At 70.3% G+C, this 14332-nt stretch carries 15 protein-coding genes; 4 read left to right on the top strand and 11 right to left on the bottom strand.

Annotated elements, in window-relative coordinates; translation table 11 throughout:
• Nucleotides 1–250 precede the first annotated feature (250 nt).
• Together ACSC1Q_RS40580 and ACSC1Q_RS40585 are read left to right on the top strand one after the other, a co-directional pair.
• Nucleotides 251–1351 carry a ThiF family adenylyltransferase gene (locus tag ACSC1Q_RS40580; protein WP_436764062.1) on the top strand — a complete coding sequence of 367 codons (1101 nt, stop codon included), beginning with the start codon at nucleotides 251–253 and terminating at the stop codon, nucleotides 1349–1351.
• A gap of 63 nt (nucleotides 1352–1414) precedes the next feature.
• A complete protein-coding gene (locus ACSC1Q_RS40585) occupies nucleotides 1415–2752 on the top strand; it encodes an ABC1 kinase family protein (RefSeq protein ID WP_436764063.1) in 1338 nt (445 codons plus the stop codon).
• A 308-nt stretch (nucleotides 2753–3060) separates the two neighbouring features.
• On the opposite strand, the gene ACSC1Q_RS40590 is transcribed toward ACSC1Q_RS40585, so the two are convergent.
• From ACSC1Q_RS40590 to ACSC1Q_RS40605, 4 genes are all read right to left on the bottom strand, one after another.
• On the bottom strand, nucleotides 3061–3255 hold the full coding sequence (locus tag ACSC1Q_RS40590; RefSeq protein WP_436764064.1) for a hypothetical protein: 195 nt from the start codon (nucleotides 3253–3255) through the stop codon (nucleotides 3061–3063).
• Between the two features lie 136 nt (nucleotides 3256–3391).
• Nucleotides 3392–3661, bottom strand: coding sequence for a WhiB family transcriptional regulator (locus ACSC1Q_RS40595; RefSeq protein WP_329085648.1), 270 nt, complete (start codon nucleotides 3659–3661; stop codon nucleotides 3392–3394).
• Between the two features lie 543 nt (nucleotides 3662–4204).
• Nucleotides 4205–5071, bottom strand: coding sequence for an acyl-CoA thioesterase II (tesB, locus tag ACSC1Q_RS40600; RefSeq protein WP_436764065.1), 867 nt, complete (start codon nucleotides 5069–5071; stop codon nucleotides 4205–4207).
• Nucleotides 5068–7149 carry an ATP-dependent DNA helicase UvrD2 gene (locus ACSC1Q_RS40605; RefSeq protein ID WP_436764066.1) on the bottom strand — a complete coding sequence of 694 codons (2082 nt, stop codon included), beginning with the start codon at nucleotides 7147–7149 and terminating at the stop codon, nucleotides 5068–5070. Before ACSC1Q_RS40605 ends, tesB begins: the two co-directional genes overlap by 4 nt.
• A 190-nt stretch (nucleotides 7150–7339) precedes the next feature.
• Between ACSC1Q_RS40605 and ACSC1Q_RS40610 the strand changes: the two genes are divergently transcribed.
• Complete coding sequence (locus ACSC1Q_RS40610) at nucleotides 7340–8635, top strand: alpha/beta hydrolase (protein WP_436764067.1); 1296 nt, start codon at nucleotides 7340–7342, stop codon at nucleotides 8633–8635.
• A gap of 84 nt (nucleotides 8636–8719) precedes the next feature.
• Nucleotides 8720–8974: a mycoredoxin gene (locus ACSC1Q_RS40615; RefSeq protein WP_436764068.1), complete on the top strand. Its 255-nt coding sequence runs from the start codon at nucleotides 8720–8722 to the stop codon at nucleotides 8972–8974.
• A gap of 76 nt (nucleotides 8975–9050) precedes the next feature.
• Here the strand turns inward: ACSC1Q_RS40615 and nudC are convergent, their stop codons facing one another.
• The 7 genes from nudC to ACSC1Q_RS40650 all read right to left on the bottom strand — a co-directional run bounded on the left by nudC (nucleotide 9051) and on the right by ACSC1Q_RS40650 (nucleotide 14319).
• A complete protein-coding gene (gene nudC, locus ACSC1Q_RS40620) occupies nucleotides 9051–10028 on the bottom strand; it encodes an NAD(+) diphosphatase (RefSeq protein WP_436764069.1) in 978 nt (325 codons plus the stop codon).
• Between the two features lie 256 nt (nucleotides 10029–10284).
• Nucleotides 10285–10920: a class F sortase gene (locus tag ACSC1Q_RS40625; RefSeq protein WP_436764070.1), complete on the bottom strand. Its 636-nt coding sequence runs from the start codon at nucleotides 10918–10920 to the stop codon at nucleotides 10285–10287.
• 2 nt (nucleotides 10921–10922) lie between these two features.
• Nucleotides 10923–11495, bottom strand: a complete 573-nt coding sequence (locus ACSC1Q_RS40630; protein ID WP_436764071.1) for a GVDTG sorting domain-containing protein — start codon at nucleotides 11493–11495, stop codon at nucleotides 10923–10925.
• Between the two features lie 96 nt (nucleotides 11496–11591).
• Complete coding sequence (locus ACSC1Q_RS40635) at nucleotides 11592–12254, bottom strand: response regulator transcription factor (RefSeq protein WP_436764072.1); 663 nt, start codon at nucleotides 12252–12254, stop codon at nucleotides 11592–11594.
• A gap of 64 nt (nucleotides 12255–12318) precedes the next feature.
• A complete protein-coding gene (locus ACSC1Q_RS40640) occupies nucleotides 12319–13704 on the bottom strand; it encodes a sensor histidine kinase (RefSeq protein WP_436764073.1) in 1386 nt (461 codons plus the stop codon).
• Nucleotides 13701–13919 carry a hypothetical protein gene (locus tag ACSC1Q_RS40645; protein WP_436764074.1) on the bottom strand — a complete coding sequence of 73 codons (219 nt, stop codon included), beginning with the start codon at nucleotides 13917–13919 and terminating at the stop codon, nucleotides 13701–13703. Before ACSC1Q_RS40645 ends, ACSC1Q_RS40640 begins: the two co-directional genes overlap by 4 nt.
• Complete coding sequence (locus tag ACSC1Q_RS40650; protein WP_436764075.1) at nucleotides 13891–14319, bottom strand: hypothetical protein; 429 nt, start codon at nucleotides 14317–14319, stop codon at nucleotides 13891–13893. The genes ACSC1Q_RS40645 and ACSC1Q_RS40650 overlap by 29 nt, the downstream gene beginning before the upstream one ends.
• Nucleotides 14320–14332 lie beyond the last annotated feature (13 nt).

The following is a 14332-nucleotide window of genomic DNA, read 5'->3' on the forward strand; positions in this document are numbered from 1 at the left end:
TTGCTCTCAGGGCGGGGTGCCCCAGGCGGGTTATCCACAGGGGGTTGTTCGCGGGTCGAGTTATCCACAGGCGGAGGAAAAGGCGTCCGGGACCTTGTGAGGCCATGCCACGCTGGCACACCCGGCCACCCCCTGCCTGCGTTTCTCCCGCTCACCCCTGTCCTTCCCCTGCTCACCGGCTCACCGGCTCTCCTGGCCCTTCCCCCGCTTACCGGCTCGCCCGCGGGCCGCCCCGAAGAAAGGCTCTCCGATGCGACCACGTCTGAAGCCCGCTCTGCGCCGCGTCGCCCGCGACGGGCGCACCCTGCAGTTCGGGCTGCATCCCCGTCACGCGGTGGTGCTGACCGATCTGGAGCCCGAGGTCCGCCGCTGGGTGGAGAGCCTCGACGGCGTACGGGATCTCGCGGGCGTGCTGGCCGGTGCCGCCGAGGCGGGTCTCGGCGAGGAGCACGGCCGGACCCTGCTCGACCTGCTGGTCAGCCGTGGCGTGGTGGACGACGCGAGTGCGGGTCCAGGTCCGCTGCGCGCGCTCGCGATGGCCGAGCGCGATCGGCTCCAGCCGGATCTCGACGCGCTCTCCCTCACCCCGGGCACGATCGACGGCGGGCTCGCCGCGCTGGAGCGCCGGCGAGCGGCCCAGGTGCGGGTCTACGGCGCGGGCCGGGTGGGCGCGCAGGTCGCCTGCCTGCTCGCCGCCTCCGGGGTCGGCCGGATCTGCGTCATCGACCCCGGTACGGCACGGCGGCGGGATGTCGTCCCCGGCGGCCTCGGCTGGACGGAGGTGGGGATGAGCAGGCAGGACGGCGCGGTCGCGGTGGCCAGGAGAATGGCGCCCGGTCTCACGGCGTGGACCGGCGACGGGGCGGCCCAGCTGGCCGACGGGGCCAGGCCCCCGGACCTGGCGGTGCTCGCGCCGGTGGTGCCGCTGGACGGTCTCCTGGTCAGGGAGCTCGTCGAGTGGGAGATCCCGCATCTGCTGGTCACCGCGTTCGAGGGCTCCGGGTCGGTCGGCCCCCTGGTGCTGCCCGGTCGGAGCACCTGCCTGCACTGTTTAGATTTGACCCGACGAGACCGCGACCCCGGATGGCCCGTCGTCAGCGCCCGGCTGGGTGGCTTCCCCGCGGGAGAAATCGCGTGTGGCACGGCCCTGTCGACGCTGGTGGCGGCGTCGGCGGCAGGTCACGCACTCGCTGTGGTCGACGGCCGTGAGCCCGCTGTGACAAACAGCACAATGGAAGTATTGCCAGATTGGAGCTGGAAGAGGCGATCCTGGAGTGTTCATCCTCAATGTCGTTGCTTCCGAAACGAGTTGGGTTCGCTAACAATGGTCGCGTCGGCTACCTGCCGCTGACGGACACACAGCGAAGGGAGGGAGCGGCGTCTCGCTGTGCCAGCGGATGCGCCGCCAACCAAGGTGAGTGACCTTCCGCGCCGCGCCGTTGCGCGCTCCGCCAAGCTGGCGGCCCTGCCGATCGGGTTCGCCGGCCGCACCGCTCTCGGTCTCGGAAAACGGATCGGGGGCAAGTCCGCCGAGATCGTCGCCCAGGAAATCCAGGAACGCACCGCCGAGCAGATCTTCAAGGTTCTCGGAGAGCTCAAGGGCGGGGCGATGAAGCTCGGCCAGGCGCTGTCCATCTTCGAGGCGGCGCTGCCCTCCGAGATCGCCGGCCCCTACCGCGCCACCCTGACCAAACTCCAGGACGCGGCTCCGCCGCTCCCGGCGGCGACCGTGCACAAGGTCCTCGTCGAGCAGCTGGGTGACGACTGGCGGGAGAACTTCCTGTCGTTCGACGACAGGCCCACCGCCGCCGCGTCGATCGGGCAGGTGCACAAGGCGGTCTGGCACGACGGCCGGACGGTCGCGGTCAAGATCCAGTATCCAGGGGCGGGAAAGGCCCTGCTCTCCGACTTCACCCAGCTGTCGCGGCTCGGCAAGCTCTTCGGGGTGTTGCTGCCCGGCCTCGACATCAAGGCCGTCCTGAGCGAGTTGCGCGAGCGGGTGGTCGAGGAGCTCGACTATCTCCACGAGGCCGAGGCCCAGCACGCCTTCGCCCTGGAGTACAAGGACGACCCCGACTTCCTGATCCCGGACGTGATCGCCGCCAACGAGCAGGTGCTCGTCTCCGAATGGGTCGACGGCACCCCGCTGTCGCGGATCATCACCGACGGCACCCAGGAGGAGCGCGACCGGGCCGGGCTCCAGCTCGTCCGTTTCCTGTTCTCCTCGCCCGCGCGGTTGGGCATGCTCCACGCCGACCCCCATCCGGGTAACTTCCGGATCGTCAAGGACGGCCGGATGTGCGTGCTCGACTTCGGCGCGGTCAACCGGATGCCCGACGGATACCCACCGGTCTTCGGAAAGCTGACCCGCATCTTCAACAACGGCGACATGTCGACCGTGGTGCAGGGCCTGCGTGACGAGGGCTTCATCCAGCCGCACATCGAGATCGACCCCGAAGCCCTGCGGGCGTTCCTGGCTCCCTATGTCGAGCCGACCGCCGTGGAGGAATTCTCGTTCAGCAGGGAGTGGCTCCAGCGACAGGCCGCCACGGCCACCGACCTGCGTCCCGGCAACGTGGTGCGCCAGCTCAACCTGCCCGCCTCGTACGTCCTCATCCACCGCGTGCACGCGGCGGGGGTCGGCGTCCTCTGCCAGCTCGGCGCCACCGCCCGCTTCCGCGAGGAGGTCATCCGCTGGGTCCCCGGATTCACCGACGAGGATTCGGGAGAACCCACCCTCACCAGCGCCTGAGGGATGTTCTCCTTCGCCCTGAGTTCCCCGATGCTCCGCGATGTCCTGCGATGTTTTGTGATGTTCTGTGATCTTCGGGGGCGTCCGGCGGCATCCCCACGGCATTCCGGGCGCACTACGGCACCCCGTGACGTGGTGGGTTCGGTAAGACGTTTGAGGGGTGGCCCGCCGGAGCGGGTCACCCCTCGTTCGTTCGTCTCGCTTCTCTCGTCCGTCTCGCTCCTCGGTCCGTCTCCCGTGCGGCTCCGGGTGTCTCTCGTGCGTCTCCTACACGTCGCCGCCGGTTCTTACCGAACAGACAAGACAGATCAGACGAGGCGCAGGATCGCGCTCCGCAGGCGTGCGGTGGCACGCTCGGCGTCGCGCTCCGCGCGCTGGAGGCGCTGAAGGCCGGCGGCCCTGCGATGCTCCTCCGCCTCGCGGTGGAGGGTCCGTATTCGGTCACGGACCAGTTCTTCTTGCATAGACGGCAGGTCGAGGCCTCTGGCGGTGAAGTAGCTCATCGGAATGGTCCTTTCGGAAACGTGCGGCTCGTGGTGGTTCGGGTTCTCGGTGGTTCGGGTTCTCGGTGGTTCGGGTTCTCGATGTTCGGATTCTCGATGTTCGGATTCTCGGTGGTTCGGTCAGCGACCGGGTTGTTCAGGCAGCGACCGGGTTCTTGCGGGGACGCCCGCGCGGACGCTTCCGGGGGACGATCGCCCCCCGCAGGACGAGCTCGCCGCCCCAGACGCCCCACGGCTCCTCGCGCTCCAGCGCGCGGGCCAGGCAGGCCTCACGGATCGGGCAGCCTCCGCAGAGCGCCTTGGCGAACTCCACGTCCTCCGGAGACTCGGCGAACCACAGGTCGGGGTCGGTACGACAGGGGATTGTGGCTTCGTCGATCAGGTCCATGACCGTCTGGGCCCCCATCTGCTTCACCTCTCAGCTAGGTGTTGATCTTCGGTTACCTCTTGGGGTGGGGGTCAGGAATGACGCGGACAAACAAGAAGGCCGCGGATCCTGGATGCGGATCCGCGGCCTGAAGGCTTTTTCCTCGGTCAGGTTATGACCGGAGGATGCCCCCAGGGTTGCGGACCGCGCAGTCCACCGTTTCCGATGTGCTTGGTCGTTGCTGCGTAGCTGTCGCCCACTCGGTTACGAGCAGCCGGGACGTCCGTCGCCGGGAAGGCGATCGGAGCGAACCAACGGCCGGTTTCGACCTGGAGATGGGCAGGGTTGGCCTGCTGAGCCAGAGCTGCCGCGCCGCCGGCGAGGATGATCTGACTGCCGCAAGACAGAACGGTGTTAAGGCGCGCGGAAGTGAGTCCCGGCTGGGACGTCATCGGAATGTTCCTCACAGCGGACTCACCTCCATTCGTTGATCGTCGGACAGTGGTGTCCGACTCGCTTGAGCATGACCCTAAACCCCGGCCCGGGGAGGGGGCAACATATTTTCTACCTGCGACTTTGCGACTATCTCACGCGGATCATCGCCTCCTGCACTACCGACACGGCCAGTTCTCCGGACCGGGTGAACATCTCGCCCTTGGCGAGTCCTCGGGCCGCCCCCGACCACGGCGACTCCTGGGCGTAGAGCATCCACTCGTTCACGCGGAAGGGACGGTGGAACCACATCGCGTGGTCCAGCGAGGCGCCGGAGAGGTTGGACGCGCCCCACGCCAGGCCGTGAGTGAGCAGCACCGTGTCGACCAGGGTGAAATCCGAGGCGTAGGCGGCGAGCACCACGTGCAGCAGCGGATCGTCGGGCAGTTCCGCGTCGTAGCGGAACCACACGTTGGTGTTTGAACCGCGCAGCTCCGGGTCGCGGTAGGCCTCCCAGGTGAGGGGGGTCACGTAACGGACGTCCACCGGCCTCGGCTTGGCCAGCCACTCGCGCAGCGGGGACTCCTCCCCTACGGCCTGGAGCATCCGGTCCTGGAAGAGCGGCAGGCCCTCGGGAGCGACCACCTGGGGCATCGAGGTCGCCTGGTGCTCGACACCGGTCTCCGTCACGTGGAAGGAGGCCGACATCGTGAATATCGCCTTGCCGTGCTGGACGGCCACCACCCGCCGGGTGGTGAAGGACCGGCCGTCGCGGACCCGCTCGACGTTGTAGACGATCGGGATGGCCGGGTCGCCGGGCCGGATGAAGTAGGCGTGCAGCGAGTGGACGTCGCGGTCGTCGGGCACCGTCCGTCCCGCGGCGACCAGCGCCTGGGCGGCCACCTGGCCACCGAAGACACGCTGGATGCGCTCCTCCGGGCTACGCCCTCTGAAGATGTCGAGCTCGATCTGCTCCAGGTCGAGCAGGTCCAGGAGCTCCTTTAACGCCTCGTTCACGCGCCCTCCGTCCGGTTCGCGGCGATACGGCACAGTTCGACCACCGCCTCGCCATAACGATCCAGTTTGACGCGTCCGATTCCGGTGATCGCCAGCAGGTCCTGTTCGGAGAGCGGCGCCCGTTCGGCGATGGCCTGGAGGGTGACGTCGGTGAAGATCGCCCACTGGGGGATCTTCTCGTGCTTCGCCACTCCCGTACGCCAGGACTTGAGCGCCCCGAGCAGCGCCTCGTCGTAGTCGGCGGGGCAGCCGGCGCACCTGCCGAGCTTCTGCTCGGCGGCGGCGGCGAGGGTCTTGCCGCAGACCCGGCAGCTGATCGGGGCGGCGACCTGGCGGCGGTCGGCCACCGAGGCCGCCGAGGCCGGGGCGGCGGCGCGGCTCTTCTGCGCGGAGCGGCCGGTGAGCCCGTCCAGGAAGCGGGAGGGTTTGCGGGAACGCCGCCCGCCGGGCGAGCGCGCCAGCGCCCACGACAGCCCGAGGTGGGCGCGGGCGCGGGTGACGCCGACGTACAGGAGGCGGCGCTCCTCCTCGATCTGGTCGAGCGTCTCCGCGTAGATGATCGGCAGCATGCCCTCGGTGACGCCGACGAGGAAGACCGCGTCCCACTCCAGGCCCTTGGCGGCGTGCAGCGAGGCCAGGGTGACGCCCTCGACCGGCGGCGCGTGCTGCTCCCCGGCCCGGCGCTCCAGCTCGGCGACGAAGGCGGGCAGGTCGGCGCCGGTGGCGGCGAGGTCCTCGGCGAGGTCGGCGAGGGCCTTCAGCGACTCCCACTTCTCGCGGGCCTTGCCACCGCCGGGCGCCTCGGGGGTGAGCCCGATGCCGGACAGGATGTGGTGCACGGTCGTGGCGAGCGTGTCGCCGGGTTCGGCCGAGCGGGCGGCACCGCGCAGCAGCACGACAGCCTGGCGGACCTCGGGACGCTCGAAGAAGCGGTCGGCGCCGCGCAGCACGTACGGCAGGCCGGCCTTGGCGAAGGCCTGCTCGTACGCCTCGGACTGGGCGTTGACCCGGAACAGCACGGCGATCTCGCGGGTCGGCACGCCGCCGCCGACGAGCTTCTTGACCGCCCGCGCCACGCCCTCGGCCTCGGCGGTCTCGTCGTCGTACTCGGTGAAGACCGGTTCGGGGCCGTCCGGGCGCTGGGCGATCAGGGCGAGCTTGTGCGGGGTCCGCGCCCTGTCGAGCACGCGGTTGGCCAGGGAGACGACCTGCGGGGTGGAGCGGTAGTCGCGGACCAGCTTGATCACGGTGGCGTTGGGGTGCTCGACCGAGAAGCCGGTCAGGTAGCGGGGGGTGGCGCCGGTGAAGGAGTAGATCGTCTGGTTGGGGTCGCCGACCACGCACAGGTCGTCGCGCCCGCCGAGCCAGGTGTCGAGCAGCAGCTTCTGCAGCGGGTTGACGTCCTGGTACTCGTCGACCACGAAGTAGCGGTACTGCTGGCGGATCTGGGAGGCCACCTCGCGGTGCTCGGTCATCACGGCCGCGGTGAGTTCCAGGATGGTCTCGAAGTCGACCAGGTGCCGCTCGCGGCGGAGGTTCTCGTAGGCCTCGTAGAGCCGGAAGACCTCCTCGGGGGCCACGGGCGAGGTGCGGCCCGCCTTCTTGGCGGCCTCCGCGTAGTCCTCGGGGGCGATCTGGGTGACCTTGGCCCACTCGATCTCGGAGGCGATGTCGCGCAGTTCGGAACGGTCCTGGTTCTTGCGCAGGGAGCGGCAGGCGTCGATCAGCAGCGGCAGCTTCGACTCGATCACCCTGGGCGGGTCGCCGCCGATGACGCGCGGCCAGAAGTAGGTGAGCTGGCGCAGCGCGGCGGCGTGGAAGGTGCGCGCCTGCACACCCGGCGTGCCGAGCTGACGCAGCCGCTGCCTGAGCTCACCGGCCGCGCGTGTGGTGAACGTCACCGCCAGCACGCCCTGGGCGTCGACCACCCCGCTGTGGACCGCGTGCGCGATGCGGTGGGTGATGGCACGGGTCTTGCCCGTCCCGGCTCCGGCGAGGACGCAGACCGGCCCCCGGACGGCTTCGGCCACCTCACGCTGCTCGGGGTCCAGTGCCGCCAGAACGTTGTCGGGCTCCACGGAGCCTCCTTACACGCAGTCGAACACACGCGGTCGAACGGACCGGGCGGCAACATCCTCCCAGTCACAGGCCAAGCATCAGTCATTCTGGCAACTCGCCGCCGTCAACCTATGTGGTTCGCCGAGATGCACAAAGAGGCCTTTTTACTCCACAATGGGGGCCGAACGATTCCGGGGAAGGAAGAGGCCCGTGCGAACTGGGGTAACCGTGGGCGCGCTCGCCCTGGCGGCGGCGATGGTCGGGCCCGCGGTGGTGTACACAACCGCGCACGCTCACGTGATCTCGGATTCGGCCCAGCCCAGCGGCACACCAGGCCCGGCGAAGGCCGGTAGCGGGGGGAGCGCCCGCACGGCCGCGACCGGTGGCGAGAGGGCCTCCGGCACGGCGGAATCCGGAGCGGACGAGGCGGACACCGGCACGTACGGCACGGCGAGGGCCAGCGTGGGAGTGGCCAACGTCGGCAGGGCCGGCACGGACGCGGTCAAGACCGGAGTCGGAGCGAAGACCGGCACCGGCACGGCCGGCGCGCGGAAGACCGACGCCGCGCAGGCCGGTACGAGGACGACCGGCACCGGCACCGGCACGACGGGCACGGGGACGACCGGCGCGAGGAAGCCCGGCACTCCGAAGAGCGGCACGGGAAAGTCCGGCGGGGGCGACCCGACACCCCCTCCGACGGCGGAGCCCGAACCGCTGACCCAGGGCACCGTCGTCAACACCGTCGCGTACGGCCCGTACGTCCGCCAGCGCATGGACGTCTGGTACCAGACCGACGAGCTGAAGCGGCCCGGTGTCTTCCTGATCCACGGCGGCTGGTGGTCGTCGGGTGACAAGAAGTACATGACCGAGATCAGCCGGAGTTACGCCGAGCAGGGCTACGTCGTCTTCAACATCAACTACCGCCTCTCCACCGACGCCTCCTGGCCGGCCCAGCGCACCGACACCCTCGACGCCATCGCCACCGCGCGGCGGCACGCGGCGCTGTGGTCCTTCGACCCGAACAACTACGTCATCGTCGGCTTCTCCGCGGGAGGCCACCTGGCCGGGGCCGCGGGCACCTACAAGAACGGCCTGCCCGGCCTGCGCGGCGTGGTCGGCATCTCCCCGGTGATCTCCCCGCTCACGGCGTACACCGAGGGCACCGACACCTTCGACCTGGAGAAGCGCAAGCTGCGCGAGTCGGCCATCAGGCTCGCCGGGGGCTGTGAGCCGACCGGCAAGTGCGCCAGGATCTGGGCGAGCATGGAGGTCCCGTGGCACGCGAGCCGCGGGGACGCGCCCATGCTGGTCGTGCACTCGGAGGACGAGTTCGTGTCGGCGGAGCACGGCAAGCAGCTCAAGGAGCACCTGCGCCAGGTCGGCGTGCCGGTGACGATCGTCAGCGAGCCCGGCATCGAGCACAGCGCGCCTCTTTACCGGCTGCCCGGCGTGGCGGAGCGGGTTCAGCAGTGGGTCGCGGAGAAGCTGCTCTCACCGGGAAGATGAAGTCCCGTCGGTCACCGGGAAGATGAACGGCCCTCGCTTTGTTGCCAATGGCGCCGGACATCACATGAGGGGATTTCTCACGACATGGCGCTGACTGTGTACACCACGACCTGGTGCGGCCCCTGCAAGCGACTGAAGAGCCAGCTGAGCCGCGAGGGGATCTCCTACAACGAGATCGACATCGAGAGCGACCCGGACGCCGCCACGTTCGTCATGAGCGTCAACAACGGTAACCAGGTCGTACCCACCGTCGTGGTCGACTCCCCCACCGGCCGGGTCGTCAGGACCAACCCCTCGGTGATCGAGGTCAAGCGCATCCTGGCGGGCGCGAGCGCGTAGCCGCCCTCGCGGCGGACGGAAGCCCCGGTCTCCCGTCCACGGGAGACCGGGGCTTTCCGTGAAAGGAGAACCGGGGTCACCAGCCGCCGGGCAGCGGTTCGCCGTACCAGGCCTCGATGAGCCTGCGGGCGATCGACACCTCGGACGGCAGGCGCACCTCGCCGCTCTCCGTGGCGGCCAGCAGCTCGGCGCGGCTGAACCAGTGGGCCTCGGCGATCTCCTCGGGGTCGAGGACGAACTCCGTGGACGTGGCCCGCGCGAAGAAGCCGAGCATCAGGCTGCGCGGGAACGGCCAGGGCTGGCTGCCCATGTAGCGCGGCTCGGCTATGCGCACGCCGACCTCCTCGGCCACCTCGCGCGCCACGGCGTGCTCCAGCGACTCGCCTGGCTCGACGAACCCGGCCAGCACCGACAGCCGCCCCTCCGGCCACTGCGGCCCCCTGGCCAGCAGGCACCTGTCATCGTCGTCGTGGATCAGCATGATCACCGCGGGGTCGACCCGGGGGAAGTGCTGGCTGCCGTCCTTGGGGCAGACGCGCACGTGCCCGCCCGCGCGCACCTCGGTGCCGCTCCCGCACCGGGGGCAGAACTCGTGGGTGGAGTGCCAGGCGTCCAGGGCGACCGCGTACACCAGCAGCCCGGCGTCCAGGTCACCCAGCAACGACCCCACTTGGCGGAGCCCCGCCGTGATCGTCTGGCCCTCCGCCGGCTCCGAGGGGGCCAGCGGGGAGAGGATCCGGTTGAGAGAACCGTTGTGGGTACTGCCGGCCAGCGGCGCCGCCACGGCGAAGTAGGCGATGCCCTCGGCGTCGACGCCGAGCAGGTAGCGCTCCCCCTCCGGCGCGTCGGCCGTGGGCAGCAGGACCAGCCCGACCTCTCCGCCGCTGCGCCGGACCAGTGCCTGCCCGTCGTCGACGACCACGACCCTGGTCGCGGCGTCCGCCCAGGTCTTCTTGAGCCATTCGGCGTCGCCGCGAAGCATCGCCGATCGGTCGATGGCACTGCGCGCGAGCAGCAGCGGTCCCAGAAGTCCTTCTTGTGCCGTGATCTCCACGCTGTTCCGCCTCCCCAACCGAGTGCACATACTACGTCTCCGGAGGGGGGCCTCTCCGCCCTTCCCCTACGGGCCGAGGTGCGGCCGGGACCCGGGGACACGGACAGAGGCGCGGGTATCGGGGCTTCTCCCGGTACCCGCGCCTCTCGTGGCGCGTCCCACCCGTTTTCTTTGAGCTTTCCTGGCACTGTTTTTGTGGTGCCTTCGGTGCCTCCGGTGCCTCCGGAGGCTTCGGTGCCTTCGTGGTGCCGAGGCGTCAGCTCGCGAACACGATCACGTTGTCACGGTAACCGCGCCGCTTGCGGTCGAAGGTCCCGCCGCAGGTGATGAGCCGCAGCTCGGCTCCCTTGGCGGAGCCGTACACCTGCCTGTCGGGGATCCTGCTCTTCGGGAAGCGGGCCAGGCGCCGGACGGTGAACGTGACCGTGCTTCCGTCGGCCCTGTCGACGTGGACACGGTGTCCCGGACGGAGTTTCCCGAGCCGGTGGAAGACGGCGGGGCCCGTCCTGGAGTCCACGTGCCCGGCGATGACCGCCGCACCGGCCTCGCCGGGTTCGGGACCGGCCTTGTTCCAGCCCACCCTGTCGAAGCGCACCGGAGCGACCAGCTTGTTCCTCGCGTCCAGCCTCAACGCGATCACCGCGGTGGAGACCCCGATCGCCGGGACGCGGAGCCGCACGGGGTTGGCGACCTCACCCCTGGCCGGAGGTCGTACGACCTGGGCGGCCGTGGAGGCCTTAGCGGTTTCGGAGGTCGTGGAGGTTCCGGAAGTCGTGGAGGCTTCGTGGGCCGTGGAAGCGCTGTGCGCGGCGACCTCGGTGGAGCAGGCGGTCATGGCCATGAGGGCGGAAAGGGTGGAGAGAGCGGCCACGAGGGTACCGGGGGTTCGCACGGTCAGCTCCCCGAGGTGAATCGGCGGCTGAACCAGAAACCGCCACCCGCCAGCAGCCCGGCACCGGCCAGTCCCACCGGCACCCAGAGCGGCACGCCCTCCTTCTCCGCCATCCCGCCGAACCCGGTCTCCACACCACCGGCCGGAGCGCGGTCGTCGTCATCGTCGTCATCACGCGACGTGCCCCCCTGACCGGTGTCCATCCCGCCGGCAGGGGCGCGGTCATCGTCGTCATCGTCGTCGCGGGAGACGCCGCCCTGACCCGTGTCCACGCCACCGGCCGGAGCGCGGTCGTCATCGTCGTCATCGCGCGACGTGCTGCCCTGGCCGGTTTCCACGCCGCCCCGGGGGAGATCGTCGTCGCGGTCGTCGCGGTCGTCGTCATCACCGCCCCCGCCCCCGCCCCCGTCGTCGTCATCGTCATCGTCATCGTCGTCCGCGAGGTTGATCACCGCCGTGGGCGTAGCCGGGAACGTGGAGGCCTGGGCCGCCGGGATACCGGCGAGGACGCCGGTGGTCCCGAGTCCGAGGGTGATCGCGATGGCGAGCAGGGTCCGCCGTAGTACCAGGCTCATCTGGCCCTCCTGAAGGTCGTTCCGCACCTTCTGTGCGGATGACTCCAGATTTCCGGGGGCCGGTGGACTCATCATGAGCGCGGGATGAGAGGACTCTCACCAGACCCGCAGGCGGTAGCCGGACCCCCTGACGGTCTCGATCCGCTGGTTCCCCAGCTTGCGGCGCAGGTAGCGGACGTAGACGTCCACCACGTTCGAGCCGGGGTCGAAGTCGAACCCCCACACGTGGCTGAGCAGCTGCTGGCGGGTGAGAACCTGGTCGGGGTGGCGGCAGAAGATCTCCGCGAGGGCGAACTCGCGAGTGGACAGGTCGACGGAGCGCTCGCCCACGTGGGCCCGCCGGGTCCGCAGGTCCAGGGCGAGGTCGCCGACGCGCAGGACGGTCGTCTCCGGGACGCGTTCCGGGCGCAGGCGGAGCCGTACCCGCGCCAGCAGTTCCTCGAAGGAGAAAGGCTTGGCGAGGTAGTCGTCGGCCCCGCCCTCAAGACCCGCGACGGTGTCGGCGACGCTGTCGCGGGCGGTGAGGATGATCACGGGGATGGTCGCCATCTCCTGCCGGAGCCGCCGCAGGACGGTGAAGCCGTCACTCAGCGGAAGCCCGATGTCCAGGATCATCAGGTCGAAGCGACCGGCGCGGGCGTACTCGTACGCCGCGACCCCGTCCGCGACGACGGTGGTCGTGAACCCGTTGCCTCTCAGGCCCTTCTCCAGGAAGGACGCGATCCGGCCCTCGTCCTCGGCTATCAGGATGCGGTTCACCCTCGGCTCCTCCCTCGGGGACTGTCACGGTCGTGCCTTCCACGCCGCACGGTGCGGAAGGACGTCACTCGTACGAGAGCGTCATGGGGATCTCCTCGTACGGGAAGGAGATCAGGAAGAGCGCCCCGCCGCCGTCGGCCTCGCGGACCCGCGCGGTGCCCCGGTGCGCCTCGGCGATGGAACGGACGATGGCGAGGCCGAGCCCCGCGCCGTCGTGCGACCCGGTACGGCCCGCGCCCCGGACGAAGCGGTTGAAGATCCGTTCGCGGTCCTGGGCGGGCACACCGGGACCGGTGTCGCGCACCCACAGCTCCACCCGGCCCTCCCGTACGGCGGAACCGACCGCGATCAGGTCGCCGGGACCGGTGTGCCGCACGGCGTTGGCCACGAGCTGGATCAGCGCCTGGGTGAGGCGCTGCCGGTCGGCCGTGACCTGTTCCTCGGCCACCTCGTCCACCCGCCAGCGGCGCTCTCCCAGGGCACGGGCCTTGGCCACGACCTCGACGGTGAGGTCGGCGAGCTCGACCTCGCCGAGGGTGAGGAAGCCCGGCTGCTCCGACCTGGCGAGCATGATCAGATCGTCGACGAGCCTGTTCATCCGCCCCAGCTCGTCGGTGACCAGGGCGAGGGTGGCGGCCCGCTCCTCGGGATCGTCGCCCATGAGTTCGAGGTGGCCGCGGACGACCGTGATAGGGGTACGCAGCTCGTGCCCGGCGTCGTCGAGGAAGTCGCGCTGCACGGCGAACGCGCGTTCCAGCCGGTCGAGCATGTGGTTGAAGGTCGCGGCCAGCGCGGAGACGTCGTCGTCGCCGGAGACGGTGAGGCGTCGGCTGAGGTCACTGGAACCGCCGATCCGCTCCGCCGTCCGGCGGACCAGCCGCACGGGGGCGAGGACCCTTCCCGCGACGAACCACCCGCCCGCCCCGGCCAGGAGCAGCGCCGCCAGCGCGGTGAGGCCCAGCACGCGTACCGCCTCGTCGACCTCGCGGCGTTCGAGGTCGTAGAAGACGATGGCCACGAAGGCGCCCTCGACCTCGCCGTCGGCGATCACGGGTGCGACCACCCAGCGGACGACCCCGGCCGTGCTGGGGGCCCAGTCCCACTCGGGTTCGGTCGCGGCGGCCATCCGCGCCACCAGCGCCCGGTCGGTGTCCAGCACGGCCGGGGGTTCGGCGTACGTGCGCCAGCGGACCTTCCCGTCCAGGATCACGAAGAAGGTCTCGTGGCGGTCGGGCGCGTTGACCTTCAGGTACTCCTGGAGCAGCTCCGGCGGGGAGGCGGTCGAGTTCTTCGCGTACCAGTGGAGTTTCTCCACCTCGTTGGCGAGCTCGGCGTTCACCCGGTCTTCGAGCCTGACCAGCAGGATGGTCCAGGTGGCGAACACCGAGACGCTCAGGGCGAGGGCGACGACCGCGAGCGTCCAACCCACGATGCGGGCCCGTGCGCTCACCGCCCGGCCGTCGCCTCTGCCGTCACCGCTCCGGCCGTCACCGTCACCGTCTCAGTCGTCGCCCTCTCGGCCGTCACCATCGCGGTCATCGCTGTCTCGGCCGTCACCATCTCGGTCATCACCGTCGCGGTTGTTGCCGTCTCAGTCGTTGCCGTGGCGGTCATCACCGTCGCGGTCGTCTCAGTCTCAGTCGTCGCCGTCATCGCCGCCGTCATCGTCGTCGTCTCCTCCGCCTCGCGGTGGTGGCGGGGGCTGCACCCGTTCGGCCCGCTCCTTGCCGGTCACGCGGGACGCTCCGGGCTCACCGGACTCGTCGGGCTCGCCGGAGGTCGCGGACCCCGGAGGCGTCCGGTCGTCCCGCGCCCGCGCGTCGCCGGGGGCCCCGGAACCGTCCGAGGCTCGGGAGCCGGCCGGTGCCGGTGTCGTGGGGTCTCCGGAGGGCCGCGGCTGCGCGGTGGCCGTCTCGGCCGTCTCCTTCCCCCGGTCCCGGTCGACCACGACGGCCTCCCCGAGGCTGCCCGGATCGCCCTGGACCAGCACCACGACCGCGAACATGGCGACGGCGGTGACGAGTATCCCGATCACCATGCTGACGGTTGACGTCCTGCGGCTCATGGCGTCCACGCTA

Source organism: Streptosporangium heterodermiicola (assembly GCF_051390675.1).
Classification (GTDB): domain Bacteria; phylum Actinomycetota; class Actinomycetes; order Streptosporangiales; family Streptosporangiaceae; genus Streptosporangium.